The sequence below is a fragment of the Pseudomonas sp. BGA-UO-ETr-WB11 genome (assembly GCF_059567785.1).
Genome location: NZ_JCAQOS010000005.1, coordinates 423,870 through 450,815, shown reverse-complemented (window position 1 = coordinate 450,815; position 26,946 = coordinate 423,870). Strand labels below are relative to the sequence as shown.

General features: G+C 62.7%; 22 protein-coding genes. 16 read left to right on the top strand and 6 right to left on the bottom strand.

Translation table 11 applies throughout. The features are described from left to right. The first annotated feature begins 23 nt into the window (after positions 1-23). From AC56DI_RS07435 to AC56DI_RS07385, 11 genes are all read left to right on the top strand, one after another. The gene (locus AC56DI_RS07435; protein WP_496345584.1) at positions 24-1,508 is read left to right on the top strand and encodes a leucyl aminopeptidase; all 1,485 of its coding nucleotides are present in this window, start codon (positions 24-26) and stop codon (positions 1,506-1,508) included. Beyond that, complete coding sequence (locus tag AC56DI_RS07430) at positions 1,509-1,925, top strand: DNA polymerase III subunit chi (protein ID WP_496345583.1); 417 nt, start codon at positions 1,509-1,511, stop codon at positions 1,923-1,925. A gap of 2 nt (positions 1,926-1,927) precedes the next feature. Next, entirely contained in the window at positions 1,928-2,404 is a 477-nt protein-coding gene (locus tag AC56DI_RS07425) for a DNA polymerase III subunit chi (RefSeq protein WP_496345582.1), read from the top strand. A gap of 119 nt (positions 2,405-2,523) precedes the next feature. Then, positions 2,524-5,355, top strand: a complete 2,832-nt coding sequence (locus tag AC56DI_RS07420; protein WP_496345581.1) for a valine--tRNA ligase — start codon at positions 2,524-2,526, stop codon at positions 5,353-5,355. A gap of 92 nt (positions 5,356-5,447) precedes the next feature. Next, entirely contained in the window at positions 5,448-6,803 is a 1,356-nt protein-coding gene (gene nhaD / locus AC56DI_RS07415) for a sodium:proton antiporter NhaD (RefSeq protein WP_496345580.1), read from the top strand. Between the two features lie 37 nt (positions 6,804-6,840). Further along, positions 6,841-7,137, top strand: a complete 297-nt coding sequence (locus AC56DI_RS07410; RefSeq protein WP_496345579.1) for a winged helix-turn-helix domain-containing protein — start codon at positions 6,841-6,843, stop codon at positions 7,135-7,137. Positions 7,138-7,203: 66 nt separating this feature from the next. After that, positions 7,204-8,889, top strand: coding sequence for a YbaL family putative K(+) efflux transporter (gene ybaL / locus AC56DI_RS07405; protein ID WP_496345578.1), 1,686 nt, complete (start codon positions 7,204-7,206; stop codon positions 8,887-8,889). A gap of 61 nt (positions 8,890-8,950) precedes the next feature. Continuing rightward, on the top strand, positions 8,951-9,934 hold the full coding sequence (gene rlmF, locus AC56DI_RS07400) for a 23S rRNA (adenine(1618)-N(6))-methyltransferase RlmF (RefSeq protein WP_496345577.1): 984 nt from the start codon (positions 8,951-8,953) through the stop codon (positions 9,932-9,934). Positions 9,935-10,040: 106 nt separating this feature from the next. Further along, the gene (locus AC56DI_RS07395) at positions 10,041-10,823 is read left to right on the top strand and encodes a substrate-binding periplasmic protein (RefSeq protein ID WP_496345576.1); all 783 of its coding nucleotides are present in this window, start codon (positions 10,041-10,043) and stop codon (positions 10,821-10,823) included. An 87-nt stretch (positions 10,824-10,910) separates the two neighbouring features. Beyond that, positions 10,911-12,488 (top strand): choice-of-anchor I family protein, encoded by a 1,578-nt coding sequence (locus AC56DI_RS07390; protein ID WP_496345575.1) that lies wholly within the window; start codon positions 10,911-10,913, stop codon positions 12,486-12,488. Positions 12,489-12,600: 112 nt separating this feature from the next. After that, on the top strand, positions 12,601-13,233 hold the full coding sequence (locus AC56DI_RS07385; protein WP_496345574.1) for a trimeric intracellular cation channel family protein: 633 nt from the start codon (positions 12,601-12,603) through the stop codon (positions 13,231-13,233). 464 nt (positions 13,234-13,697) lie between these two features. Here AC56DI_RS07385 and AC56DI_RS07380 read toward each other — a convergent pair whose 3' ends face one another. From AC56DI_RS07380 to sbcD, 5 genes are all read right to left on the bottom strand, one after another. After that, entirely contained in the window at positions 13,698-14,471 is a 774-nt protein-coding gene (locus tag AC56DI_RS07380) for a transporter substrate-binding domain-containing protein (protein ID WP_496345573.1), read from the bottom strand. A gap of 101 nt (positions 14,472-14,572) precedes the next feature. After that, the gene (locus AC56DI_RS07375; RefSeq protein ID WP_496345572.1) at positions 14,573-15,619 is read right to left on the bottom strand and encodes an NAD(P)H-dependent flavin oxidoreductase; all 1,047 of its coding nucleotides are present in this window, start codon (positions 15,617-15,619) and stop codon (positions 14,573-14,575) included. 137 nt (positions 15,620-15,756) lie between these two features. Next, the gene (locus AC56DI_RS07370; protein ID WP_496345571.1) at positions 15,757-16,458 is read right to left on the bottom strand and encodes a YebC/PmpR family DNA-binding transcriptional regulator; all 702 of its coding nucleotides are present in this window, start codon (positions 16,456-16,458) and stop codon (positions 15,757-15,759) included. A gap of 169 nt (positions 16,459-16,627) precedes the next feature. Continuing rightward, positions 16,628-20,080 (bottom strand): SbcC/MukB-like Walker B domain-containing protein, encoded by a 3,453-nt coding sequence (locus tag AC56DI_RS07365; RefSeq protein ID WP_496345570.1) that lies wholly within the window; start codon positions 20,078-20,080, stop codon positions 16,628-16,630. Then, complete coding sequence (gene sbcD, locus AC56DI_RS07360) at positions 20,077-21,297, bottom strand: exonuclease subunit SbcD (RefSeq protein ID WP_496345569.1); 1,221 nt, start codon at positions 21,295-21,297, stop codon at positions 20,077-20,079. The genes AC56DI_RS07365 and sbcD overlap by 4 nt, the downstream gene beginning before the upstream one ends. 124 nt (positions 21,298-21,421) lie before the next feature. Between sbcD and AC56DI_RS07355 the strand changes: the two genes are divergently transcribed. From AC56DI_RS07355 to AC56DI_RS07335, 5 genes are all read left to right on the top strand, one after another. Continuing rightward, entirely contained in the window at positions 21,422-22,753 is a 1,332-nt protein-coding gene (locus AC56DI_RS07355) for a TAXI family TRAP transporter solute-binding subunit (RefSeq protein ID WP_496345568.1), read from the top strand. A 69-nt stretch (positions 22,754-22,822) separates the two neighbouring features. Beyond that, positions 22,823-23,830, top strand: a complete 1,008-nt coding sequence (gene yejK / locus AC56DI_RS07350; RefSeq protein WP_496345567.1) for a nucleoid-associated protein YejK — start codon at positions 22,823-22,825, stop codon at positions 23,828-23,830. Further along, the gene (locus AC56DI_RS07345) at positions 23,830-24,651 is read left to right on the top strand and encodes a PPK2 family polyphosphate kinase (protein ID WP_496345566.1); all 822 of its coding nucleotides are present in this window, start codon (positions 23,830-23,832) and stop codon (positions 24,649-24,651) included. Before yejK ends, AC56DI_RS07345 begins: the two co-directional genes overlap by 1 nt. Before the next feature lie 59 nt (positions 24,652-24,710). Then, positions 24,711-25,670, top strand: coding sequence for a class I SAM-dependent methyltransferase (locus AC56DI_RS07340; RefSeq protein WP_496345565.1), 960 nt, complete (start codon positions 24,711-24,713; stop codon positions 25,668-25,670). A gap of 14 nt (positions 25,671-25,684) precedes the next feature. After that, positions 25,685-26,521: a DUF4344 domain-containing metallopeptidase gene (locus AC56DI_RS07335; protein WP_496345564.1), complete on the top strand. Its 837-nt coding sequence runs from the start codon at positions 25,685-25,687 to the stop codon at positions 26,519-26,521. Positions 26,522-26,632: 111 nt separating this feature from the next. Here the strand turns inward: AC56DI_RS07335 and AC56DI_RS07330 are convergent, their stop codons facing one another. Further along, positions 26,633-26,791 (bottom strand): hypothetical protein, encoded by a 159-nt coding sequence (locus AC56DI_RS07330; protein ID WP_496345563.1) that lies wholly within the window; start codon positions 26,789-26,791, stop codon positions 26,633-26,635. Positions 26,792-26,946: the final 155 nt, after the last annotated feature.

Genomic DNA, 26,946 nt, shown 5'->3' with positions numbered 1-26,946 from the left:
CTTTGTCTTGGGGACACCACAGCATGCAATTTCTGGTTAAAAGCAGCCCGGTAACAACCCTGAAAACCGCCACATTAGTGGTCGCCGTTGGCGAAGGGCGCAAGCTCGGCGCCACCGCCGCCGCCATTGATCTGGCCAGTGGCGGCGCCATCAGCAGCCTGCTCAAGCGTGGCGACCTGGCCGGCAAGGTCGGACAAAGCCTGCTGCTGCACAACCTGGCCAACCTCAAGGCCGAGCGCGTACTGCTGGTGGGTTGCGGTAAAGACGCCGAACTCAGCGACCGTCAGTTCCGCAAAATTGTCGCAGCCAGCCATGCTGTCCTCAAAGGTTTGGGCGGCAGCGATGCCACGCTGACCCTGACCGAACTCAGCGTCAAAGGCCGCGATGCCTACGCCAAGGCGCGCTTGCTGGTGGAAACCCTGGCCGACGGTGGCTACGTATTCGACCAGTTCAAGAGTCAGAAGGCCGAACCGCGCGCCCTGAAGAAGATCACCCTGCTGGCCGACAAGGCTGAGCTGGCCGATACCGAGCGCGGCAGCCAGCACGCCCAGGCCATCGCCAACGGCATGGCCTTTACCCGCGACCTCGGCAACCTACCGCCAAACCTGTGTCACCCGAGCTACCTGGCCGAGCAGGCCAAAGCCTTGGGCAAGGCGCACAAGAACCTCAAGGTCGAGATTCTCGACGAGAAAGAGCTGAAAAAGCTCGGCGCTGGCGCCTTCCTCGCGGTGGCCCAGGGCAGCGACCAGCCGCCCCGCATGATCGTGATGAACTACCAGGGCGGCAAGAAAGACGCCAAACCAGTAGTGCTGGTCGGTAAGGGCATCACCTTCGACACCGGCGGCATCAGCCTCAAGCCGGGCCTGGGCATGGACGAGATGAAGTACGACATGTGCGGCGCCGCCAGCGTGTTCGGCACCCTGCACGCCGTACTGGCCCTGCAACTGCCGATCAATCTGGTGTGCCTGCTGGCCTGCGCCGAGAACATGCCGAGCGGCGGCGCCACCCGTCCTGGCGACATCGTCACCACCATGAGCGGGCAGACCGTGGAAATCCTCAACACCGACGCCGAAGGCCGCCTGGTGCTGTGCGACACCCTGACCTATGCCGAGCGCTTCAAGCCGCAGGCGGTGATCGATATCGCCACCCTCACCGGCGCCTGCATCGTCGCCCTGGGCAGCAACACCTCGGGGCTGATGGGCAACGATGACACCCTGGTGCAGCAACTGCTCGACGCCGGCGTTTACGCCGATGACCGTGCCTGGCAGCTGCCGCTGTTCGAGGAATACCAGGAACAGCTCGACAGTCCATTCGCCGACATCGCCAACATCGGCGGGCCGAAGGCCGGCAGCATCACTGCCGGCTGCTTCCTCTCACGCTTCGCTAAGCAGTACCACTGGGCGCACCTGGACATCGCCGGCACCGCCTGGATCAGCGGCGGCAAGGACAAGGGCGCCACTGGCCGCCCAGTACCGCTGCTGACTCAGTACCTGCTGGACCGGGTGTAAATGCGCATAGAGTTTTATGTGCTACCCGGCGACCAGCCGGGCGAGCGCCTGCGCGCGGCCTGCCAGTTGGCGGCCAAGGGTTGGCGCCATGACCTGCCCGTATTCGTGCGCGGCGCCGATGCGGCGCAGTGCGAACAACTGGACGAACTGCTGTGGCGTTTCAAGGGTGAAACCTTTGTCCCGCACAATCTGTACGAAGACGGCAGCGACGCGCCGGTACTGATCGGTATCGATCAAGCACCCCATGTCGCCAACGGCTTGCTGATCAACCTGCATCCACACCTGCGTGAAGACCTCAGCCCTTTCAGCCGGGTCATCGAGATCGTCAACCAGCATCCCGAGCAGCTGCAATTGGCTCGGGACAATTTTCGCCTTTATCGGCAACGGGGCTTTGCCCCGCAACGCGTTGAACTTTGACCATGGATAGCCACAATCCGCCTAAACCCGGCAACTTGCTCAACGACCTTGAGTCGATCCGCCAGTTGCTCGACCAGCAGCAGTTGGAACCGCCATTGCTGACCGAGTCGGTCGACACCAGCGCCATCCCCTTGCTGTGCGACATCGTTCCGCCCAGCGAGCTGGTGCCGCCCCGTCCGAGCCTGGCCGCCGCCCTGCACAATCGTCCCGACCCCGCGCCGAGCGTAGCGCCCGTCAGCACGCCAGTAACACCGGCACCGGCTGCACCAACCCCGACAGCCAGCACCATCAACGCCAGCCTGCAACAACGCCTGCACCCTGGCGCCCTGGAGCTGCAGCGTGTTGACCGCGAACTGCGCGCCGCCGCCCAACTGCTGCTGCAAGATGTAATCGACGACTTCGTCCCGCAGATCGAAGCCGAACTCAAGCGCCGCCTCGACGTCCGCCTCGACCTGCTGCTCAGCCAGCGCAAGCCTTAAACCGCCATGTCACCCCCAACGCTGGCTAAATAAGCGCCTGCGCTTACGGCCCACGGCGCGAACCCGTTATACTTGCCGGCTTTCCCGATTAGCCGCCAAATTAGGGTCCCCGCCGCGCTATGGACAAGACCTACCAGCCGCACGCCATTGAAACCACCTGGTACCAGACCTGGGAAGCGAACAACTATTTCGCTCCGCAAGGCTCTGGCGACGCCTACACCATCATGATCCCGCCGCCGAACGTCACCGGCAGCCTGCACATGGGCCATGGTTTCAATAACGCCATCATGGACGCCCTGATCCGCTTCCGCCGCATGCAGGGTCGCAACACCCTGTGGCAGCCGGGCACCGACCACGCGGGCATCGCCACGCAAATGGTGGTCGAGCGTCAGCTGGGTGCCGAGGGCGTCAGCCGCCATGACCTGGGCCGTGAGAAGTTTCTCGACAAGGTTTGGGAATGGAAGGAACAGTCCGGCGGCACCATCACCCGGCAGATCCGTCGCCTGGGCAGTTCGGTGGACTGGTCGCGCGAGCGCTTCACCATGGACGACGGCTTGTCCGATGCGGTGAAAGAAGCCTTCGTGCGCCTGCATGAAGACGGCCTGATCTACCGCGGCAAGCGCCTGGTCAACTGGGACACCAAGCTGCACACGGCGATCTCCGACCTCGAAGTGGAAAACCACGACGAGAAAGGCAGCCTGTGGAACCTGCGTTACCCGCTGGCCGATGGCGCCAAGACGGCTGACGGCCTCGACTATCTGATCGTCGCCACCACTCGCCCGGAAACCATGCTCGGCGACGCCGCCGTCGCAGTAAACCCCAACGACGAGCGCTATCAGGCGCTGATCGGCAAGTTCGTCGAGCTGCCACTGCTCGGCCGTCTGATTCCGATCATCGGCGACGACTACTGCGACCCTGAGTTCGGCACCGGCTGCGTGAAGATCACCCCAGCCCACGACTTCAACGACTATGAAGTCGGCAAGCGCCACAACCTGCCGCTGATCAATATCTTCGACAAGGATGCGCAGGTTCTCGCCACCGCTCAGGTGTTCAACATCGACGGCAGCGTTAACGCTGAATTCGACGGCAGCCTGCCAGCGGAATACGCCGGCCTCGACCGTTTCGTTGCGCGCAAACAGATCGTTGCTGCGTTTGACGCCGCCGACCTGCTGGTCAGCATCGACGACCACGCTCTGAAAGTGCCAAAAGGCGACCGCTCCGGCACCATCATCGAGCCATGGTTGACCGATCAGTGGTACGTCTCCACCAAGCCGTTGGCCGAAAAAGCCATCGCCGTGGTCGAGAGTGGCGACGTGCAGTTCGTGCCCAAGCAGTACGAGAACATGTACTTCAGTTGGATGCGTGATATCCAAGACTGGTGCATCAGCCGCCAGCTGTGGTGGGGCCATCGCATCCCGGCCTGGTACGACGATGCCGGCAACGTCTATGTCGGCCGTGACGAGGCGGAAGTACGCGCCAAGCACAACCTCGGCGATGCCAATCTGCGCCAGGACGACGACGTCCTCGACACCTGGTTCAGCTCGGGCCTGTGGACCTTCTCCACCCTCGGCTGGCCGCAGCAGACTGCCGAACTGAAGACCTTCCACCCGACCGACGTGCTGGTCACCGGCTTTGACATCATCTTCTTCTGGGTCGCCCGGATGATCATGCTGTCGACCCACCTGACCGGGCAGATTCCGTTCAAGACCGTGTACGTGCACGGCCTGGTACGCGATGGCCAGGGCCAGAAGATGTCCAAGTCCAAGGGCAACGTGCTCGACCCGCTGGACATCGTCGATGGCATCACCCTGGATGCGCTTCTGGAGAAACGCACCGGCGGCCTGATGCAGCCGAAGATGGCAGAGAAAATCGCCAAGCAGACCAAAGCCGAGTTCCCTGAAGGCATTGCCAGCTACGGCACCGACGCCCTGCGCTTTACCTTCTGCTCGTTGGCCTCCACCGGCCGCGACATCAAGTTCGACATGGGCCGCGTCGAGGGCTACCGCAACTTCTGCAACAAGCTGTGGAACGCCGCCAACTTCGTCATCGAGAACACCGATGGCCAGGACACCGGCATCAATGGCGAGGCCCTCGAACTGTCGCCGGTGGACCGCTGGATCATCTCGGCGCTGCAACGCACCGAGCAGGAAGTCACCCGTCAACTGGACAACTTCCGCTTCGACCTGGCCGCCCAAGCCCTGTACGAGTTCATCTGGGACGAGTACTGCGCCTGGTACCTGGAGCTGGTCAAGCCGGTACTGTGGGACGAAAGCGCCAGCGTCGAGCGTCAGCGCGGCACGCGCCGCACCCTGATCCGCGTGCTGGAAGCGGCCCTGCGTCTGGCCCATCCGTTTATGCCGTTTATCACCGAAGAAATCTGGCAGCGGATCAAGGCCCAGGCTGGCGTCAGTGGCGAGACCATCATGCTGCAGCCCTGGCCGATGATCGATGACAGCCGCATCGACGCCGGCGCCGAAGCCGACATCGAGTGGGTCAAGGCCCTGATGCTCGGCCTGCGGCAGATCCGTGGCGAGATGAAAATCTCCATGGCCAAGCGCATCGACATCATCGTGCAGAACGCTAACAGCGAAGACCTGCGCCGCCTGGCCGAGTTCGAGCCATTGCTGAACAAGCTGGCCAAGCTGGAATCCGTGCGCGTACTGGCAGCTGGCGAAGACGCACCGATGTCCGCCACCGCTCTGGTTGGCGAGATGGAAGTGCTGGTGCCGATGGCCGGGCTGATCGACAAGGACGCCGAACTGGCACGCCTGGACAAGGAAATCCAGCGTCTCAGCGGTGAGGTGCAGCGCGTGGGTGGCAAGCTGGCCAACGAAGGCTTCGTGGCCAAAGCCCCCGCCGAAGTCCTGGACAAGGAGCGGGCCAAGCTGGCCGAGGCCGAACAGGCCCTGGCCAAGCTGAGCGAGCAACGCGAGAAGATCGCCAACCTCTAAACCCGCTGCCTGCGAAGGCCCGCCATCTGATGATCGCGGGCCTTTTTCTTATCCGGCACCACCGTTTTCATTACCTGCTTTTGGAGACTCCCATGTATGCGTTGATGGCATTGATCTTCATCCTGGGCTACCTGTGCATCGCCCTCGAACACCCGTTGAAGATCGACAAGGCGGCTTCAGCCATTCTCACCGCCGTACTCTGCTGGACCGTTCTGGCCCTGGGTGCCGAAACCATCCTACCGACGCTGGCCCAGAGCGCACATGGCCCGGCGGGTGAGTTGCGCCATCACCTGGGTGAAATCTCCGAAATCCTGTTCTTCCTGCTCGGCGCCATGACCATCGTCGAGCTGGTCGACGCCCACGAAGGCTTCAAGGTCATCACCGACCGCATCCGCACCCACAAACGGGTAACCCTGCTGTGGCTGATCGGCTTTATCACCTTCTTCCTCTCCGCCGTGCTGGACAACCTGACCACCACCATCGTCATGGTGTCCCTGTTGCGCAAGCTGATCCGCAACCAGCACGAACGCTGGTTCTACGCTGGCATCGTGGTGATCGCCGCCAACGCCGGCGGCGCCTGGTCACCGATTGGCGACGTGACCACCACCATGCTCTGGATCGGCCACCAGATCAGTGCCACCGGCATTATCGGCGCGTTATTTGTGCCCAGCCTGGTGTGCCTGCTGGTGCCGCTCACAGCCCTCAGCCTGGTGATGCGCGGCGAATTCGAGCGCCCCGAGGAGCTACTCAGCGAGGCCGAGCGCCGCGATCCGACTACGCCGCTCGAGCGCAACCTGGTGTTTGCCCTCGGCCTCGGCGCATTGCTGTTTGTCCCCGTATTCAAGGGCATCACCCACCTGCCGCCGTATATGGGCATCCTCTTCGGTCTCGGCGTGCTCTGGGTGGTCACCGAATGGCTGCACCGCGGCAAGAATGACGAGGACAAGCATCCGCTGTCCGTCGTCGGTGTGTTGCGCAAGATCGATACCACCAGCGTGCTGTTCTTCCTCGGCATCCTCCTGGCGGTATCCAGCCTGGCCACCGCCGGCCATCTGACCCAGGTCGCAGCGGCGCTGAAGGACAGCCTGGGCAACGTCTACGCCATCAACCTGGCCATTGGCCTGCTGTCCTCGGTGGTCGACAACGTGCCGCTGGTGGCCGGGGCGATGAAGATGTATCCACTGATCGATGCCCACACCCTGGCCGCCGCCAACATTGACAGCGCCTGGTTGAGCAACTTCGTTGCGGACGGCACCTTCTGGGAGTTGCTGGCCTACTGCGCCGGCACCGGCGGTAGCTGCCTGATCATCGGCTCGGCGGCCGGGGTGGCGGCCATGGGCATGGAAAAAATCGATTTCATCTGGTACTTGAAGAAGATCAGCCTGCTGGCCCTGCTCGGCTACCTGGCGGGCGCTGCCACCTATATTGGCATCGCCAGCCTGGGCTGACAGGCCCGCCACCCGCGACAACCCTGGGAGCACAGACATGGAAAGCAGCAAGACCCGCACCAGTTTCTACCGCCGCCTGTACGTGGCCTGGTTGATCGACAGCGGCGCCGCCTGCAGCGTGCCGGCGCTGATGGCCGCCACCGGCATGCCCCGGCGCACCGCCCAGGACACCCTGGCGGCCTTGGCCGAGCTGGATATCGATTGCCATTTCGAACAGCAGGATGGCGAACGCAACAACGCCGGCCACTACCGCATCCGTGACTGGGGGCCAGTCAACCGCGACTGGATCGCCAGCCACCTGAACACCATCAAGGCCGTACTCGGTTACAACTAAGCAGCCGCGCAGCTATTAGCCGCCCGCTAAACTGCAGGCGCCAGCCCGCCACGACCAGGAATGTCCATGTCCCATCACACGCCCTTGATTGCCGCCATTGCCACCGGTTTCGTACTGGCTTTTATTCTTGGCGCCCTGGCCAACCGCTTGCGTCTGTCACCGCTGGTCGGCTACCTGCTTGCGGGAGTTATGGTCGGGCCGTTCACGCCGGGTTTTGTCGCCGACAAAGACTTGTCCCATGAGCTGTCGGAAATTGGCGTGATTTTGCTGATGTTTGGTGTCGGTCTGCACTTCTCGCTGAAAGACCTGATGTCGGTGAAAAACATCGCCATCCCCGGCGCACTGGTACAGATTCTGGCCGCCACGTTACTGGGCATGGGGATGACCTGGTGGCTCGGCTGGCACTGGGGCGCCGGGCTGATCTTCGGTCTGGCGCTGTCGGTGGCCAGTACCGTGGTGCTGCTGCGCGCCCTAGAAGAGCGCCAGTTGATCGACAGCCGCCGCGGCAAGATCGCCGTTGGCTGGCTGATCGTTGAAGACCTGGTGATGGTCCTGGCCTTGGTGCTAATCCCGGCACTCGCCGGCCTGCTCAGCGCCGAGCCAGCAACCGGCAGCGGCGAGCAGGACATCCTCTGGCCACTGCTGCTAACCCTCGGCAAGGTGGCAGCCTTTATCGCCCTGATGATCACCCTCGGCGGCCGCCTGATCCCCTGGCTGCTGGAGCGCAGTGCCGGCAGTGGTTCGCGCGAGCTGTTCACCCTGGCGGTGCTGGCCATCGCCATGGGCGTGTCCTACGGCTCCGCGGTACTGTTCGGCGTGTCCTTCGCACTCGGCGCCTTCTTTGCCGGGATGATCCTCAACAGCTCGCAGTTCAACCACAAGGCTGCCGATGATTCACGGCCATTGCGCGACGCCTTCGCCGTGCTGTTTTTTGTTGCCGTGGGCATGCTGTTCAATCCATCCATTCTGCTCGAAGAACCGCTACTGGTGCTCGCCACCGTTCTGATCATCGTGCTCGGCAAAGGCCTGGCCGCCCTGCTGATCGTGCTGGCGTTCCGCAAACCGCTGAGCACCGCCCTGACCATTGCCGTCAGCCTGGCGCAGATCGGCGAGTTCTCCTTTATTCTCGCCAGCCTCGGCGTCAGCCTGGAGCTGATGCCCGAAGTGGGCCGCGACCTGATTCTTGCCGGGGCAATCATCGCCATCCTGCTCAACCCGATGCTCTTCAGCCTGCTTGATCGCCTGCAACCCTGGCTGGCCGCACGCGAACAACGCCAGCCTGCAGCCGCCAGCCCTGTTCCGGCCAGCGAACCAAACGACAACGTCCTGCCCCTGAGCGAAAGCGCCCATACCATTTTGATCGGCCATGGCCGCGTGGGTAGCCGTATCAGCCAACGCTTGCAGGCTGAACACATGCCGCTGGTGATCATCGAAGAGCTGCACAGCCTGGTGGAAGACCTGCGCGAAAGTGGCCTCAGCGTAGTACACGGCAATGCCGCCAGCAGCCAGACCCTGGCCCAGGCCAATATCGCCAGCGCCCGCTGCCTGATCGTTGCAATCGCCAATAGTCTGGAAGCCGGGCAGATCATCAGCCACGCGCGCGCCGCCAACCCAAGCCTGCAAATTCTCGCCCGCGCCCAGGCCGACAGCGAAGTTGACTACTTGAAAGCCTGCAGCGCCGATCTGGTGGTGATGGGCGAACGGGAAATTGCCCGTATCATGCTCGCCCGTCTGGGCCTGCCAGCCGACTAAATTATTGCCACACGGCCAGGTAACACCTGGCTGGCTTACCCCGTTCAAGAGTGTTTCTGCCATGCCCGATGCGCCCCGCAATCCCCCCGTTCAACCTCCTGCGGCCGAGCCGGGCTTATTGCACCCACGCAATCGTCACCAAGGCCGTTACGACTTCCCGGCACTGATCAACAGCTGTCCGGAACTGGGCGCTTTCGTCATCACCAACCCCCACGGCAAACCCAGCATCGACTTTGCCAACCCGGCCGCCGTGCGAGTGTTCAACCGCGCCCTGCTGCACAGCCTGTATGGCATCCAGCACTGGCAGATTGCCGAAGGTTATCTGTGCCCCCCAATTCCTGGGCGGGCCGACTATCTGCACGGTCTGGCCGACCTGCTCGCCACTGACACCGACGGTGCCATCCCCCGTGGCCCTGGCGTACGCGCCCTGGACGTGGGCGTCGGCGCCAATTGCATCTATCCACTGTTGGGCCACAGCGACTACGGCTGGCGCTTTGTCGGCTCGGACATCGACGCCCAGGCCCTGGCCTCGGCGCAGGCCATCATCGACGCCAACCAACTCAGTCAGGCCATTGAACTGCGTCAGCAACTCAACCGTGGGCAGATCTTCGCCGGCCTGTTGCAAACCGACGAGCGCTTCGACCTGACCCTGTGCAACCCGCCCTTCCACGCCAGCGCCGCCGAGGCCGCCAGCGGCAGTCGACGCAAATGGAAAAACCTCGGCAAACAGGCCCCCGAGCGCGCGCTGCCAGCGCTCAACTTCGGCGGGCAGAACAACGAGTTGTGGTGCACCGGCGGCGAAGCCTCGTTCGTCAAACGCATGATCAAGGAGAGCGTCGGCATCGCTAGCCAGGTGCTGTGGTTCAGCAGCCTGATCTCCAAGGCCGGTAACCTGCCGGACATCCACAAACAGCTGCACAAGGTCGGCGCCCAGGCGGTGCGCACGGTGGAAATGGCCCAAGGCAACAAGCAAAGTCGTTTTGTTGCCTGGAGCTTTATGAATGACGCCCAGCGCCTGGCCTGGCACGTGAGTAAGCAAAAATAACCACACCGCCGGTGGCCATGTTCAACCGGGGCGATTCGGTGCTACTACTGCACTATGCCCGTTGATCAACCTGGGCCGCCCTCCTCGACAAACCTAAGGACCCCGGATGAACTGGATACGCCTGGCCAGCCTGCTTTGCCTGCTCATCACCCGTACGGCACAGGCCAGCGAACCCCAGGAGCTGCAGATCAGTGTCGGCGACTGGCCGCCCTATCTTTCCAGTGAGCTCAAGCATGACGGCGTGGTTGCCCACCTGATCAGCGATGTGTTTGCCGATGAAGGCTACCGCGTCAACTTCCGCTTTCTGCCCTGGCCACGGGCCTATGCCGACGCAGCGGCGGGCAAGTTCGACGCCAGCGCTGTGTGGATGCACAAGCGCGAACGGGAGGTCGACTTCCTCTTCAGCGCGCCCCTGCTCGACGAGCAGTTTGTGTTCTTCCACCTCAAGAGCCTGCCCTTCGACTGGCAGCAGTTCAGCGACCTCAGTGGCATGACCCTCGGCGGCGGCCTGGAATACAGCTACGGGGCCGCTTTCGATGACTTTCTCGCCAGCGGCCAGGTACAGATGGAACGGGTAGCCAGCGACCGGCAGAACTTCGAGAAACTGCTGAAAGAACGCATCGTCCTCTACCCTCAGGAGTTCAACGTCGGCTACGCCGCCCTGCACAGCCAGTTCAGCGTCGCTGAAATCGCAGCCATCACCCACCACCCCAAGCCACTACTGAACAACCTCAGCTACCTGATGTTGCCGAAAAGCCTGGCGGGCAGCCCGGAATTGCTCGAGCGTTTCAATCGCCGCCTGCAAAGCTACCGCGACAGCGGTCGCTACCAGCGTTACTTCGACAACCTGCACCGGGGCTACTACCAGCAAGCGCCGCGCACGCCCTAAAAGCGTCAACAAAGGGTCTTCAGGGCGTCACACAATCGCCATCATGGCCAGGCAATTTGGCTGACAACCGTCAATCAGGATTGCCCCATGCGCCCTTGCCTTCTCGCCTCCGCCATTGCCCTTACATCGCTGTTCGCTTTGCCGGCTGTTGCCGCCAGCAAGCCGCAGACACTCACCTTCACCGCCATCGGCACCTACCAGAGTGGCCTGTTCGAGCAGAGCGCTGCCGAGATCGTCGCCCACGACGCGCGCTCCCAGCGCCTGTTCGTGGTCAACGCTGCCAACGCGCGGATCGACGTGCTGGACATTCGCAACCCGGCCCAGCCCAACCTGCTGTTCAGCATCGACCTGTCGGCCTACGGCAGCGGCATCAACAGCGTCGCGGTGCACAAAGGCCTGGTCGCGGCGGCGGTGGAGAACGCGATAAAAACCGAACCTGGCAAGGTCGTGCTGATGAATGTCGATGGCCAGGTGCAAGGTGCCGTCACCGTTGGCGCTCTGCCCGACATGCTCACTTTCACCGCCGATGGCCGTCACATTCTGGTCGCCAACGAAGGTGAACCCAGTGACGACTACCTGCAGGACCCGGAAGGCTCAGTGAGTATCATTGACCTGCCGTCACGCCTCAGCCGCCTGCGCCAAAGTGACGTACGTACTGCTGACTTCCGACGCTTCAACCGCGCACAACTGGACGCCTCGGTGCGTATCTTTGGCCCCAACGCCAGCGTGGCCCAGGACCTGGAGCCGGAATACATCAGCGTCGACAAAGACGGTCGGCGCGCCTGGATCACCCTGCAGGAAAACAACGCCATCGCCGAACTGGACATCCGCCGCGGACGTATCACGGCGGTGCATGGCCTCGGCTACAAGGACCACAGCCTAAGCGGTAACGAACTGGACGCCAGCGACAAGGACAACGCGGTGAATATCCGCAACTGGCCGATCCGCGGCCTCTACCAACCCGACGCAATCAGCAACTTCAAACACCACGGCAAGACCTACTTGGTGACCGCCAACGAAGGCGATGCCCGCGCCTACAGCGGCTACAACGAAGAAGTACGCCTCGGCAGCGCCGCCTACCTGCTTGACCCTGCGCAATTTCCGGACGCTGCCAGCCTCAAGCAAAACGCCAACCTCGGGCGCCTGACCGTAAGCAAGGCCAGCGGTCTCAACCCGGCGACCGGCACTTACCAGGCGATCTACGCCTTCGGCGCGCGCTCCTTCACAATCTGGAACAGCGACCTCAAGCCGGTCTACGACAGCGGCAGTGAGTTCGAGCGCATCAGCGCTGCACGCCTGCCCGCGTTGTTCAACAGCAACCACAAGGACAACAGCCCCGACGGACGCAGCGACGACAAAGGCCCAGAGCCGGAAGGCGTTACCGTCAGTGAACTGTGGGGCAAGCCCTATGCCTTCATCGGCCTGGAGCGCCTGAGTGCGTTGATGGTCTACGACCTCAGTCAACCTAAAGCCCCGCGCTTCGTCGAGCTGGTCAGCAACCGCAATGCCAACGCCAAACCACCCGCCGCCGAAGCAGGCGACCTCGGCCCGGAAGGTGTGATGGTGATTGCCGCAGAACGCAGCCCGCTGCCAGGCGTCCCTCTGCTGGTGGTCGGCAACGAAGTCAGCGGCACCACCACTCTGTACCGCATCGACCGCCAATAACCCCGCCCCGCGCACGCCTTGGCCCGCCCTACCTGGCGGCCAAGGCTTGCAGCCAGCAGACGACTGCGCCAGAGTTCAACGGCCACCAATCCCCCGCCGTTGAGCCCTACCCATGCACAACCTTAACTACCTGATCGGCATGACTGCCATCGCCGCCTTCGCCATGGCCGGCGTGCTCGCTGCCGCGCGTAAAGACATGGACATCATCAGCCTGACCTTCCTCGGCGTGATCACCGCTGTGGGTGGCGGCACCTTGCGTGACTTGCTGCTGAGCACTCAGGTGTTCTGGGTGCTCGACTTCAACTACGTGTGGATCGCGATTGGCGCCTCGATCTTTGCCTTTTACCTGGAGCGTCACCTGCGCGATGAAAGCGTGTGGGCACTGATCCTCTACCTAGACGCCTTCGGCATTGCCCTGTTCGGCGTGCAATCGATCGACAAGGCCCTGGCCCTGCACTTCTCGGCCCCGGTGGCGGTGGTCATGGCCACCATCACCGGCATCGGCGGCGGTCTGGTCCGCGACGTCCTCGCACAGCGCCCCAACCTGCTGCTCAGCCGCGAGATCTACGCCACCACCATCATCGTCGGCAGCATCTGCTACATCGGCCTGATGGGCCTCGGCGGCAAAACAGCCCTGACTACCCTGGCAGGGGTCGCGGTAACATTTATCTTCCGCGCCCTGGCCATCCACCGGCACTGGTGCATGCCCAAATGGCTAACCCTGCGCAGCAGCCTCAACGGCTAATGCCAAAGACCGCAACAGAACAGTGTTACCGCGTAACAGTTGAAGCCTAAAAACGCACACTTTCAGTGCAAAAATAAATAAAGCGCCTGACTGCGACGAAAAATCGCATCAAAATGTAGCAAATATTTAACATCCGCTGCATTTTCTTGCACGACAAGCTGGTACGATAGGTAACACGACAACCCACAACAGGTTGCCAACCTCGTTCAAACCCTTGTCGCCGGGCTTATCCGGTAACAGTTAGCAAACCACTGGTGCTTACCATGAAACTCTTCGGCTTCTTCGCCTTCTTCGGCTTCTCCTTTGTCCCTCATATTTCTGAGCAAGACCTCAAAGCCCGCGACTGAGCAAACCGCTAGCACGTCGCAACGGCGACTACCGGGGCAACCCCCTAGCCGCTTGCTTGACCGCTAAACAAAAAAGCCCGCACGGTTGTGCGGGCTTTTTTGTTTACAGCTCACAGCTCAGGGCTGCCAATCAGTCACACCATATTTGCCCAAAATCTGCGCCAAACGGCCGGAATGACGCAGCGCCACCAGGCCCTGGTCGAATTGTTCAAGCACGCTATCGGCGCCTGGCCGCTTGGGGCTGAACGCCACATACAGCGGCACCGCCTGATTGCAGCCGGCCGAAACCACGCGCCCGGCATAGGCGGGATCAAGCAGCAGGAAGTTCATCACCGAACGGTCTTCGATCATGCCGTCCAACCCGCCGCGCACCAGCTTGCGTAGGTTGCGCCGAGCAGGCTCATCACCCGACTCGGCGAAAATCTTTGCCTTGTTTTCCTCATTGGCCAACCACTCGCCAATACCTTCGGCATATTCATAACCCAAGGCGATGCCCAGACGCTGCACACCGCGAAGATCCTCGGCCTGGCCGTGGTAGGCGAGCGTGCTGCTGGAGGCCACATAGAGGCAATCGTAGGCATGCCCCACCGGTTGCTGACCGATGAGCAACTGCCCCTCGTGCGCCATCTCTGCCGTCGCGGCAATCGCCGCCGCGCTCACGCCCTGGCGCGTCTGCAGCACGGCGCGCCTCCAGGGCACCACCTGATAATCGATATGATCTTCGGGAAAGACGGCCGCCAAGACCTCAATGATGTACCCCGGCAAAGGTGCATCGGGCTGGCAGTTGAAGGGGCACCAGATGTCCGCAACCACCTGTAAGCGCTCGGCCTGGGCTCGCGCAGCCAGCACCAGCAACGTAACTGCGAACAAACATTTGAACGCCGGACGCATGCAGACTCCTTCTCCATGGCGACAGATTGACCGCGGGCATACCGCGGTCGTCTGCCAGGCAGTCTAGACACCGCGATAAAACGGCGCCAAAAAAACAAACGTCATAACAATGACGAGCGACCTGCCAACTCCAGCGTCAACGCCGCCGCCCCTATCGACTTGCAGCCACTGGCATTCTGCCCGCTCCACAGCGGCGAGAAATCACCAAGGCCCTGGCTCTCGGCCTTGGCCCGTAACGGCGCGATAGCGGTGGTGGCCAGGGGAAACTCCGGCGTGGGTGCCGTTAAAGGCCCCAACTCACGCATAACCCGGTTGACGATGCCACGCGCCGGGCGGCCGCTGAACAGGGTGGTCAGCGCCGTATGGCCAGCGGCAGGGCTTTGCAGTGCGGCACGGTGCACCGCACTGGTGGTGGCTTCCGAGCACAGCAGATAAGCCGTTCCCACTTGTGCACCTGCGGCCCCCAGGGCCATGGCCGCCGCCACACCCTGAGCATCGGCAATGCCGCCGGCAGCGATCACTGGCACCCTCACCGCCTGGACGATGCGCGGCAGCAAGGCAAACAAACCGGCCTGCTCGGTCAAATCCATCGACAGAAAGTGCCCGCGATGGCCGCCGGCTTCCAGCCCTTGGGCGATCACTGCATCCGCGCCATGCGCCTCGAGCCACAGGGCCTCGGCCACCGTGGTGGCGGACGCGATGACCTTGCTGCCCCAGCCTTTTACCTGGGCCAGCAGCTCGGCCGACGGCAAGCCAAAGTGAAAACTCACGACCTGCGGACGAAACTCGGTCAACAGCGCGGCGGCTTCGGCACTGAACGGCGCGCGCCCGGGGCCGGCCGGAATCTGTGCAGGATCAAGATCCAGTTCAGCGTAATACGGCGCCAACGCCGCACGCCAGGCGGCTTCGCGAGTCGCGTCCGGAGTGGGTGGGGTATGGCAGAAAAAGTTGACGTTGTAGGGTTTGCCGGTCTGCGCCTGCAAGGCCGTCAGCTCGCTGCGCAGCACCTCCAGGCTGAGCATGGCCGCCGGCAGCGAACCCAGCCCACCGGCATTGCTGACCGCCACCGCCAGGCGATGGTCTTGCACGCCAGCCATCGGCGCCTGAATGATCGGTAACTCGATAGCCAACAGTTGCTGCAAGGTCATCGCCTGAACTCCTTTCCAGAATTTGTTTATCCACCCGTCAAACGCATCGCGGCCAAGGTCACTCCTACTCATGCCACGTCGCAGTCTGTAGAAGCGACCTTGGCCGCGAGGATGTAACCCTGACGCTGAGGTGCTGCTTAGCCAGCCAGGCCCACGTACATATTCTGCACGTCGTCATGGTTGTTCAGCGCATCGAGGAACGCCTCGACTTCTTCCAGTTGCGCGCCACTCAGGCTCACCGGGTTCTTCGAGCGATAGCCCAGCTGCGCCGAGTTGACGCTAAAACCAAACTCCGGCAACGCCTTGCACACGGCATCCAGATCAGTCGGCTCGGTCATAAACAGGGTGGCGCCCTCGTCGCTGGCTTCAAAGTCCTGGGCACCGGCTTCGATGGCCGCTAGCTCCGGGTCGGCATCGGCAGTCGTCGGGCTGGCTTCGATCATGCCCAGGTGGTCGAAGTCCCAAGCCACCGAGCCGGTCGCACCGAGCTGGCCCTTGCGGAACAGCACGCGGATTTCCGCCACGGTACGGTTGGTGTTGTCGGTCAGGCACTCGATGATCACCGGCACCTGGTGCGGGGCGAAGCCTTCATAGGTCAGGCGCTCGTAATGCACGGCATCACCGAGCAGACCGGCGCCCTTCTTGATCGCCCGTTCCAAGGTGTCGCGCGGCATCGAGGCTTTTTTCGCCTGTTCAACCACCAGGCGCAGACGCGGGTTCATGTCGATATCAGCGCCAGCACGCGCCGCAATGGCGATTTCTTTCGCCAGTTTGCCGAAGATCTTGCCCCGTGCGTTGGCGGCGGCTTCTTTACCTTTTACTTTCCACTGAGCGCCCATGCTGACTCCTCAAAGCTGAAAGCCGGGTGTATGGACTGCACCCGACTCAAACAAAATCCGGCCAATAGCCTTTATTTAACGGCGGGATTTATACACCCATAGATACAAAAAATCCCTAGTTCGCGGTCAAGACCGCTCCCACAGCCGAAACCTAGGCGCTCGCGCATTCTCAATTACCAGCCGAGCTCACCACCGCATAACGCTTGTCCAGCGCGCTATAACCCAGGCCGACGCCCTTGTGCACCTTGAGTTGCACCGGGATGCGCTCCTTCAACGCCTCGACGTGACTGATCACGCCGATCATCTTGCCGCTGGCGTTGAGGGCATCCAGGGCGTCCAGCGCCACCTCCAGGGTTTCGCCATCGAGGGTGCCGAAGCCTTCGTCGAGAAACAGCGAGTCGATGCTGGTCTTGTGGCTGACCAGGTCAGACAGCGCCAACGCCAGGGCCAGGCTGACCAGGAAACTCTCGCCGCCGGACAAGGTCTTGCAGTCACGGGCCACGTCGCCCTGCCAGGTATCGACCACCTCCAGCTCCAGTTCACCACTGCCGCGCCGGGCCAACTGATAGCGGCCATGCAGGCGTTGCAGCTGTTGGTTGGCCAGATGGACCAGATGATCCAGGGTCAGGCCCTGGGCGAACTTGCGGTATTTGGCCCCATCGGCCGAACCGATCAGGCTGTTGAGCTGCTGCCAGAGGTCGTAGTCAGCCTGCTGGCGGGCGATCTCGGCAAACAGTTCCTGCTGACTGGCGCGGCGCTGCTCATCACCCTGCAACTGGGCGCGCAACTCGCCCTGGCGCTCATTGAGCGCCTTGCTCTGCTGGCTGAGGTTGAGCAACTGTTCGTCCAACTGGCCACGGCCGAGCTGAGTCTGCGGCGCCGCCAGCAACTGGGCCAAGGCCTGTTCACTGCTGGTTTTGCGCGCCTGTGCCTCGGTCAGCATCTTGTCCAGGCGCGCCTTGAGGGTGCGTAATTGGGTCTGTTGTTCGTCGCTGAGCAGCGCCGCGGCGAATGCCGCCTCGCTGGCGAACGGGCTGATCTGCAGCGCCGCCAGCCAGACCTGCTGTTGCTCTTGCTGATTGGCTTGCGCCTGGCCCAACTGTTCGGTGCGCAACTGCTGCTCGACAGCCAGATCATTGGCCAGCTTCTGCGCCGCCTGATACTGAGCCTCGACCTCGGCCAGGGATAACGGCGTTAGCTGCGCCTCGCTCAGGGCCGGCAACTCGACCTGGGCCAGCTCACGCCAGCGTTGCTGCCACAGGGCTTGCTGCTCACTGGCCGCCTGTACGGCGTGCTGCAGCTCGCGCTGCTGCTCAGTCAGATCCTGCTGGTGCGCCTGTTGTTGCTGCCAGGTGTGCCAGTCCTGCTCGCGTTCGGCCAGCCAGGCGGCGGCATCACTGGGCAGTGCATACCCCAAGGCCGCCAGAGCCTGTTCCAGCGCCACCCGATGCTGCTGCTGTTGCTGCTGTAAATGGGCTAGGCGTTCGTCGATGGCCGCCAGCGCCTGTTGCTGATTAAGCTGATCCTTATCCAGTAAGGCCTGTTGCTGTTCCAGCTGGCTGTAGCGTTTTTCCTCTGCCAGGGACTGGCTGCGGGCGGCCTCCAGCGCTGCCTTGCAGCCATCGAGCTGGGCCAGGCGCTGTTCCAGGCTGGCCAGTTCAACCCCATGTTGCTGGCGAGCGGCCGTCAGGGCAGGCGCATCGGCGAGCTGCATGCCCAGGGCCTGACAGTGCTGCTGCCAGTCCTCGGCGCGCGCGTGGCGCTCGTCTGCGCACTGCTGCAACTGCAGCGTTTGCTGCTTGCGCTGCTCGACGAGGATGGCCTGCTCGGTCTTGAGGGTTTCGCCCTGCGCTTTCAGTGCTTCCAGCTCGGCCTCTTTCAGGCTCAAGGCCTGCTGGGTTACCGACATATCCAGCGCCTGGTAAGCGGCTACCGCCGGATGCTCATGGGCGCCGCACAGCGGGCAGGCCTCATGGGGCTGCAACTGCGCACGGTAGACCTCCAGTGCCTGGATGCGCTGCTCTTGCTCCAGGAGTTTTTTCTTGTCGAGCACCTGTTGGGCCAGGTCTTTGTACTGCTGGCGCAACGCGCCTAGGGTCTGCTCGTTGGTCGCGAGCTGTGCGTCTTGAGCTTGTAGCTGCGCCTGCAACTGTGCAGCCTGCTGAGCCAGACGCTGGCGCAACGGCACCAGCTCGGCCAGGCGTTCCAGACCATTGCCTTGATTGAGTAGCTGCTGCCACTGCTCACGCAAGGCAGCTTCATGGCTGGCACCTTGCACCCGATCCAGGTGCGCCTGGGCGGCCGCTTGCGTCTGTTGCGCCTGCTGCCACTGATCCTGGGCGGCGCTTAATTGGTGCTGCTGGCCGCCCCGTTGCTCGGTCAATTGCTGCAGGCGTAGTTGGCCCGCTTGCTGCTGGGCGGTTTGCCCAGTGATATCGCCAGCCAACTGTTGCAGCTGCTCAAACTGGCCTGCCCAGGCGCGCAACTGCTCGCCTAACTGACCACGCTGGGGCTGCTCGGCCAACTGTGCCGCAACCTGCTCGCGCTGCTGCTGCAACTGGCTCAACTCGCGCTGCCGCGCCTGAGCCAAGTGCTGACTTAACTGACTGGCCTGCCAAAGCCGCTGGCATAGTTGCTGATCGGCCTGCTGCCGCGCGGCGCTGGTGTGCGCCAAATGCTGCTCAACCTGAATAAGCGCTGCTTGCGCCTGCTGCCAGGCCGCATGTTGGGGCTGCAACTTGCTGGCCGGCTCACTGGCGAGCAGCTGTTCAAGCTGCGGTTGCGCGTCAGCCAGATCCAGAAGCGCCTGCTGCTCATTGTGCTGCGCCACCTGCTGCTGGTTTTGCGCCTTGGCCAGGTCTTCGCACCACTGGCGTTGCACCTGCAACTGCTGCTGTTCACAGAGCAGCTCTGCCTCGTCGGCCAGCAGGTTCTGCACTTCGCTGTGCAGCTCGTGGCGCTGCTCATCACTCAGTAACTCGACCCCAGAAGCCTTGGCCCGAAGCTGATCCAATGCAGCTTTGACCTCGCGGGTCTGCTCGAACACTCGCTGGGAAATCTGCCCATAGATATCGGTGCCGGTCAGCTCCTCCAGCAGCTCGGCGCGCTGGTTGGCGTTGGCCTCCAAAAAGGCCGCAAAACCGCCTTGGGCCAGCAACATGGATTTTGTGAAGCGCTCGAAATCCAGCCCAGTGAGGCTCTCGGTCAATTTGAGTTTTTCATTCAGCTTGTCGGTGAGGATCTGCCCAACGCCCGTGGCCTGATCGATCTGCACCAGCTCGACTTTCGGCGCCTGCAGCGCGCCGTCGCTCTTGTCGCGGGCCCGGCGCTGGCTCCAGAAGGCGCGGTAGTGCTGGTCCTTGACCGCAAACTCGACCTCGGCCAGGCAGTCGGCGGTGTGCCGGGTCAGCAACTCGTTGCTGCTCGCCGACAGTGTGCCCATGCGCGGCGTGCGGTGGTACAGGGCCAGGCAGATGGCATCCAGCAGGGTGGTCTTACCCGCCCCGGTCGGCCCGGTGATGGCGAACAGGCCGTTGTCCTTGAACGGCTCGGCGGTGAAGTCGATCTTCCATTCGCCCTTCAGCGAGTTGAGGTTTTTCAGGCGCAGGCTGAGGATTTTCATGTCGGCGCCTCCGCCAGTTCGGCCACCACCTGCTGGTACAGGCCCACCAGGCGCGCCTGCACCTCGGGCTCCAGGCTTTCGCTGCTCAGGCGCTGAGCGAATACATCGCTCACGCTGAGCTCATCCAGGGTTTCCCGTGTGGCACTGGTCAACCCCGCCACCGCCGTACCGCGCTCGCGGCGGATGCGCAGCACCTCAACCGGCAAGCCTTCGCACAGAGCCTGCAGCCGTGGCTGCAGGTCGCTCAGATAGTCATCAGCCGTGACCAGCACTTCCAACCATACCGGGGTTGCTGGCGTGCCTTGCGCGGCGGCTTCGGTGATCGCCGCAGGCAGTTCGCTCAAGCTGCCGCGCAGCGACAGTAACGGCTGAAAGCGCGGCACCGGCAGAGCCGTGACCTGCTGCAAGCCATCACTGGTGACGTCCACCAGCAGCACTTCCTTCTGCTGTTTGGCCTCATCGAAACTCAAGGGGATCGGTGAACCGCAATAGCGAATGTGTTCCAGGCCACCGACCTTCTGCGGTCGGTGAATATGGCCTAGGGCGATATAGGCCGCCGGCGGAAAGGCGCTGGTGGGAAAGGCTTCCAGGCTGCCGACATAAATCTCGCGCACCGACTCGCTGGCGCTGGCACCGACAGTGGTCAGGTGGCCGGTGGCGATAATCGGCAGCTGGCCGCCCAGCGCATCGCGCTTGGCACACGCCAAGGCATACAACTGCTGATAGTGCTGCTGGATCGCGCTCTGCAGGTTTTGCTGCTTGGTCTGTGCGCTCTCGCCGGCCTGGCTGAACAGCACATCGCGTGGGCGAATGAACGGAATGGCGCAAAGAATCGCCCCCGGCTGGCCGGTGCGGTCATGCAGCACCAGCACCTGTTCCTCCAGTTCAGCGCAGACGCTGGGAATCACTCGGGTATTAAGTTGCGCCAGCAAGGTCTTGCTCTCGCCGAGCATGGCCACCGAATCGTGGTTGCCGCCCAGCACCAGCAACTCGGCGCCGCTCTGGCGCAACTCAACAATAAAGTGGTTGTACAGCTCGCGGGCATAACTGGGCGGCGCGCCGGTGTCGAAGATATCCCCAGCCACCAGCACGGCATCCACCTGCTGCGCCTGCACCTGCTCGATCAACCAGGCGAGAAACGCCTGATGCTCGACTTGGCGGGTCTTGCCCATAAAGTGCTGGCCAAGGTGCCAGTCGGAGCTGTGCAGAATGCGCATGGAGCAGTCCCTGATTCGACGCTAAAAACCAGGGCGCATGTTACCCCATGGCTCTGCCGTACCGGTTTCATTCTGTGCCAGGGCCGGCCTATCCTTGGGTAAAGGCCCGCGAAAGGACGTTGCCATGCGCCGTGCATTAAAAGACCTGAAAATCATCCTGCTGGCCAACCTGTGGACGGTGCCGGTGTTTGCCGCGCTGGTGGGGGCGTTGTTTTATTTTGTCGCCCCGCCGCCGCCGATGCATGCGCACATGGCCACCGGCTTCGAGGGCGGCAGTTATCGCCAGTTTGCCGAGCAACTGAAAATCGCCCTGGCCAAGCAGGGCTTCGAGCTGACCCTGGTGACCAGTACGGGCTCCAGCGACAACCTGCAACGCCTGCTGGCTGAGCCTGGTGAGGTGCAGATTGCCCTGGTGCAAAGCGGTCTGGAGCAGCAGTTGCCCACCGACCAACGTGCGCGTTTGCGCAGCCTCGGTGCTGTCTATCACGAGCCTTTATGGCTGTTCTATCGCCAGGGCCTGGACCTCGACCGGATTGCCGACCTGCAACCGTTGCGCCTGGCCCTGGGCGGCCCAGGCAGCGGCACCTTGGCGGCCAGCTCGGCGATTCTGACGGCCAACGCCATAACGCCTGCGCAGTACCCGGCGCACTGGCAACTGCTCGGCGGCACTCCAGCAGCGGCCGCGCTGCAGGCCGGCGAGCTGGATGCCGGGTTCTTTATCGGCCCGGCGGAGAACCCGCTGATTCAACAACTGGCCAGCCACCCCGAGCTGCGCCTGGCCGGCTTTCGCCGCGCGGCGGCCTATGCGGCGCGGCTGCCGTACTTCAACCGCATCCGGGTCGGTGAAGGCCTGCTCAACCTGGCGGCCAACGCCCCGGCCCAGGACACGCCTATGCTCGCACCCGCCGCCACCTTGGTCATCAATGACGATTTTCATCCAGGCCTGGCACCGTTGTTTCTCGATGCCGCCCGCGAGGTGATGGCTGCCGGCAGCCTGCTCGACCCACCCGGCGCCTTTCCCAACGCCGGACCGTTGACCTTCGAGCTGGCCGAGGATGCCGAGCGCTACTACAAGGACGGCCTGCCGCTGCTGCAACGCCACCTGCCGTTTCGCATCGCCTCCCTGGCCGACCGCTACATCATTCTGCTGATCCCGCTGTTGATGGTGCTGTTCCCGCTGTCCAAGGCCATCGGCCCGATCTACCAATGGCGCATCCGCGCGCGGATTTATCGCTGGTACAAATACCTGCGTGAAATTGATCGAACCCTGAACGCCGATACCCCGGCCGAACGTCTGCAGGATGAAATCGGCCGCCTGGAGCAACTCGAAGTGCAGCTGGCCAAGGTCGAAGTGCCGCTGTCCTACTCCAACGAGCTGTACCAACTGCACGTGCACCTGCGTTATGTGATCGAACGCCTGCAGGCATTGCAGCAGCGCCAGCGTCAGCTCGGGTAAACTGCTGGCCATTGCGGCCCGGATTGCGCTGATCCGGGCCACGCCCCCGACCTGCTGCCGAGAAAACCCATGCCGATCCGTCATTGCATCGTCCACCTGATCGAGAAAAAACCCGACGGCAGCCCGGCCGTGCTGCATGCCCGTAGCACCGAGCTGGCCGAGTCGCAGGCCATCGAGAACATGCTGGCCGACCTCAACGACACCTACAACGCCAAGCAGGGCAAGGCCTGGGGCCTGTTCCATGCGGAATCCAGCGTCTACCCGTTCAGCGGCTGGTTGAAGACTTATCTCGACGGCGGCCAGGACTTCACGACGTTCAGCCGCCAGGCAGTCGAGCAGCTGCAAAAGCTGATGGAAGAATCCAACCTGTCCACCGGCGGCCACGTGCTGTTTGCCCACTACCAGCAAGGCATGACCGACTACCTGTCGATCGCCCTGCTGCACCACAGCGAAGGCGTGGCGGTGAATGCGGTGCTCGACGTCACCCCGGCCAAGCACCTGGACCTCAGCCAGCTGCACCTGGCCGCGCGGATCAACATCTCCGAGTGGCAGAACAACGCCAACTCCAAGCAGTACATCTCCTTTATCAAGGGCAAAAACGGCAAGAAGGTCTCGGAATACTTCCGCGACTTTATCGGCTGCCAGGAAGGCGTCGACGGCCCCGGAGAAACCCGCACCCTGCTGAAAGCCTTCAGTGACTTCGTCGAAAGCGAAGACCTGCCGGAGGAAGCCGCCCGCGAAAAAACCCAAGCCCTGGTCGGCTATGCCAGCAGCCAGGCCAAGATCGGCCAGCCGGTCGGTTTGCAGGAGCTCTCCGGTTTGATCGACGAAGAACGTCCGCAGGCCTTCTACGACCACATCCGCAACAAGGACTACGGCCTGTCGCCAGAAATCCCGGCGGACAAACGCACCTTGCAGCAATTCCAGCGGTTTACCGGCCGTGGCGAAGGTCTGTCGATCAGCTTCGAATCACACCTGCTGGGCTCGAAGATCGAGTTCGACGAAGCCCGCGACATGCTGATCATCCGTCAACTGCCGACTCAACTGCGCGACCAGCTCAAGCGTCGTAAAGACTGATGCTGCCGCGCCTCGATGATGCCCTGCTGGACAGTTGCCGCTGCGATGTTGCGGCACCGCTGGCGGGCGATCCGGCCCGCGACTTCGGCCTGGACAAGGATGATTGCCAAGAACGTTTCGAGGCGCTCAAGCAGTATCTGGACGAACAACAGCAACTGCTCTGGGCCAACCGCCGCCAGGCCCTGCTGCTGTGGCTGCAAGGCCCGGACTGCTCGGGCAAGGACGGCGCCATCCGCCACCTGTTCCGCGGCCTCAACCCGCAAGGGGTGGACGTCAGCAACTTTCAGTTGCCCAGCACCGCCGAACGCCAGGAAGACTTCCTCGCCCGTTACCAGCGGCGCCTGCCGCCGCTGGGCAGCATCGGCATCTTCAATCGCAGCCCCTATGAAGGCATTGTCGGCGACCGGCGCGACGGCTTTATCCAGGTCACGCAAAGCCATGAGCGCTTGCAACAGATTGCTGATTTTGAGGACGAGCTGAGCGCCAACAACATTCACCTGCTCAAGGTTTACCTGCAGATCTCGCCTGAAGAGCAGCTCAAGCGCCTGCGCAAACGCATCCTCACGCCGCACAAGCACTGGAAACTGAGCGCCGCCGATCTCCAGGCCCATCGCCAGTTCCCCCAGTACCAAGCCGAGTGGGCTGACACCCTGGCCCGCAGCCACCGCCCGAGTGCACCTTGGTATGTGCTGCCCGCTGACCATAAATGGCTGCGCAACCTGCTGCTAGCCAGCCTGCTGGCACGCCAGTTTGAAGCCCTCGACCTACAGTGGCCGACCCCGCCGCTGCCATTCAGCCTGGCCGAGCTGGAACAGAACTAAGTCGCCCGGATGACCTCCCAGCGGCACATGCCCAATAACCTTTACGCCGAACCGAACCCATGAACACCGCAGCCATCGCCTTTCTGCACCAGCACCTGCTGGCCGCCCTGCAACCCGCCCCCACGGAAACCCGCCGACTGTTTCACGGCCGCGGACGCTGCTATCCGGGGCTTGAGCACCTGACGGTCGATTGGCTGCAAGGTGTGCTGTTGGTCGCGCTGTTTCGTCAGCCAAGCGATGAAGAGCTGGCGGCCCTCAAGCAGATGCTGATGGCCTTCACTCAAACGGCAAACTGGCAACACAGTCAGGCCCACAGCCTGTTGCTGCAACACCGCTACCTGCTGGAAAGCACCACCGAATGGCTGCTGGGCGAGGCGGTGGACGAATGCCTGATCAGCGAAAACGGCCTGCACTACAAGCTCGACCTCGGGCAAAAGCAGAACACTGGCCTGTTCCTCGACATGCGCTACGGCCGCCAGTGGGTGCACGCCCAGGCGCGCGGCCTGCGCGTACTCAATCTGTTTGCTTACACCTGTGGCTTCTCCGTAGCAGCCATCGCCGGTGGTGCCGAACATGTGGTCAACCTGGATATGGCCCGTGCGGCCCTGAGCCGCGGCCGCGACAACCATCGCCTGAATCAGCACGACCTCAGTCAGGTCACGTTCCTCGGCCATGAACTGTTCAAGTCCTGGGGCAAGGTGAAAAAGTGCGGGCCTTACAGCCTGGTGATCATCGACCCGCCGACCTTCCAGAAAGGCAGCTTTGCCCTGAGCAAGGATTACCAGCGCATCCTCCGTCAACTGCCCGAACTGTTGACGCCGCAAGGTACGGTGCTGGCCTGCGTCAACGACCCGGACGTCGGCCCGGAGTTTCTGATCGAGAGCATGGCCCGCGAGGCGCCCACCCTGATATTCAGCGAGCGCCTGGAGAACCCGCCCGAGTTTCCCGACATCAGCGCCGCCAGCGGTCTCAAGGCCTTGATGTTTCGTCAGCAGCCGCAGACCGACGCCGACGCGTGAAGGAGACCGCCGCCATGAGGCTTTGGTATCTGGCCCTGATGTTACTGCTGACCAGCGCCTGCAACGCCGCTGCTCCAGTGCAACAAAGCGATCTGACAGCTACCGAGTTGCGCTTTGTCACAGCCAACGCCGAGTTCACCTTGCTGCATGAGATGGGTCATCTGCTGATCAATGAACTGCAGTTGCCGGTGCTTGGCCGCGAGGAGGATGCGGCCGACCAGCTTGGCTTTGTCGGTCTGTTTCTGCTGCAGGGCAAGCAACGCGACGCCAACTTCTACGCCAAGCTGCTGGACGTGGCCGATTACTGGCGCCTGGAGTGGCGGCTGCCAAAAGCGCCCGAGGAAAAGGTCTACAGCTGGGACAGTCATGGCCTCGACGCCCAGCGCTTCTACAACATCGCCTGCCTGGCCTATGGCAGCGACCCGCAAAATCTGGAGTGGATCATCACCGCCACCGGCCTACCGGACGAGCGAGCGTTCTACTGCCCTCAGGAATACCAGCAGGTGCAGCACGCGGTGGACTGGCTGGCGCAGCACTTTCGCCGGCCGGTTGGAGCACCGCCAGGACAGCGCATTCAGGTGCTCTACGATGAGCCGCCGCGCCAGCTGGAGCACGGTGCCGACATGCTGGCCAAGGTGCGCGCCAGTGGCGAGCTGGAAGCTGTAGCCAACAAGGCCAGCGACACCTTTGCCCTGCCCCGCCCACTGACTTTGCGCCTGACCACCTGCGGCAGTCCGGACGCCTGGTACAACACCCAAAGCGGTGAGCTGACCCTGTGTTACGAACGCCTCGAACACTTCCGCCAACTGGCCGCCCAGTTGCCCAAGGTGCGCTCGGCGCAAACACCCTGAGGTCTGCTCGAGCAGCGCGTGACCACAACCGTCCGCAGCGGCAGCCGTGCTGAACTGTGCAGATGACGAAGTAGGAAGTGTGGTGCGAACGGGTTGTTACGCAGCCGCGCGCTAAAACAGGCCTTCGCTGATCAGCATGCCGTGGCTAACCACAAGGCTTTGCCGGCCGTTGCGTAACTTGAGGGGGGCACGGGTGGTGATGACCCAGCCCTGATTGAGCAGTTGCTCAATGTGCGCGCGCAGGGCGGGAAGATGGCGCTGTTCTTTCATAAGGACTCCTATCCGGTATTGGGTAACCGACGGCATACGGCGTAAAACCCAAGCGTTCATCCATGACGCGGGGTGATGATACTGGCCATTGGCCTTGACTAGAAGGGCATCAAACGCCATTTCGGCCCACTAAAAAATGCCCAAGGGCACTTTCA

Bases quoted from the DNA above. Each gene is read 5' to 3' on its own strand.
- AC56DI_RS07330 (WP_496345563.1), bottom strand. From the start codon at position 26,791: ATGAAAGAACAGCGCCATCTTCCCGCCCTGCGCGCGCACATTGAGCAA.
- AC56DI_RS07340 (WP_496345565.1), top strand. From the start codon at position 24,711: ATGAACACCGCAGCCATCGCCTTTCTGCACCAGCACCTGCTGGCCGCC.
- yejK (WP_496345567.1), top strand. From the start codon at position 22,823: ATGCCGATCCGTCATTGCATCGTCCACCTGATCGAGAAAAAACCCGAC.
- AC56DI_RS07385 (WP_496345574.1), top strand. From the start codon at position 12,601: ATGCACAACCTTAACTACCTGATCGGCATGACTGCCATCGCCGCCTTC.
- AC56DI_RS07425 (WP_496345582.1), top strand. From the start codon at position 1,928: ATGGATAGCCACAATCCGCCTAAACCCGGCAACTTGCTCAACGACCTT.
- AC56DI_RS07375 (WP_496345572.1), bottom strand. From the start codon at position 15,619: ATGACCTTGCAGCAACTGTTGGCTATCGAGTTACCGATCATTCAGGCG.
- sbcD (WP_496345569.1), bottom strand. From the start codon at position 21,297: ATGCGCATTCTGCACAGCTCCGACTGGCACCTTGGCCAGCACTTTATG.
- AC56DI_RS07395 (WP_496345576.1), top strand. From the start codon at position 10,041: ATGAACTGGATACGCCTGGCCAGCCTGCTTTGCCTGCTCATCACCCGT.
- AC56DI_RS07370 (WP_496345571.1), bottom strand. From the start codon at position 16,458: ATGGGCGCTCAGTGGAAAGTAAAAGGTAAAGAAGCCGCCGCCAACGCA.
- ybaL (WP_496345578.1), top strand. From the start codon at position 7,204: ATGTCCCATCACACGCCCTTGATTGCCGCCATTGCCACCGGTTTCGTA.
- AC56DI_RS07430 (WP_496345583.1), top strand. From the start codon at position 1,509: ATGCGCATAGAGTTTTATGTGCTACCCGGCGACCAGCCGGGCGAGCGC.
- AC56DI_RS07335 (WP_496345564.1), top strand. From the start codon at position 25,685: ATGAGGCTTTGGTATCTGGCCCTGATGTTACTGCTGACCAGCGCCTGC.
- AC56DI_RS07420 (WP_496345581.1), top strand. From the start codon at position 2,524: ATGGACAAGACCTACCAGCCGCACGCCATTGAAACCACCTGGTACCAG.
- AC56DI_RS07345 (WP_496345566.1), top strand. From the start codon at position 23,830: ATGCTGCCGCGCCTCGATGATGCCCTGCTGGACAGTTGCCGCTGCGAT.
- AC56DI_RS07380 (WP_496345573.1), bottom strand. From the start codon at position 14,471: ATGCGTCCGGCGTTCAAATGTTTGTTCGCAGTTACGTTGCTGGTGCTG.
- AC56DI_RS07435 (WP_496345584.1), top strand. From the start codon at position 24: ATGCAATTTCTGGTTAAAAGCAGCCCGGTAACAACCCTGAAAACCGCC.
- AC56DI_RS07390 (WP_496345575.1), top strand. From the start codon at position 10,911: ATGCGCCCTTGCCTTCTCGCCTCCGCCATTGCCCTTACATCGCTGTTC.
- AC56DI_RS07365 (WP_496345570.1), bottom strand. From the start codon at position 20,080: ATGAAAATCCTCAGCCTGCGCCTGAAAAACCTCAACTCGCTGAAGGGC.
- rlmF (WP_496345577.1), top strand. From the start codon at position 8,951: ATGCCCGATGCGCCCCGCAATCCCCCCGTTCAACCTCCTGCGGCCGAG.
- AC56DI_RS07410 (WP_496345579.1), top strand. From the start codon at position 6,841: ATGGAAAGCAGCAAGACCCGCACCAGTTTCTACCGCCGCCTGTACGTG.
- AC56DI_RS07355 (WP_496345568.1), top strand. From the start codon at position 21,422: ATGCGCCGTGCATTAAAAGACCTGAAAATCATCCTGCTGGCCAACCTG.
- nhaD (WP_496345580.1), top strand. From the start codon at position 5,448: ATGTATGCGTTGATGGCATTGATCTTCATCCTGGGCTACCTGTGCATC.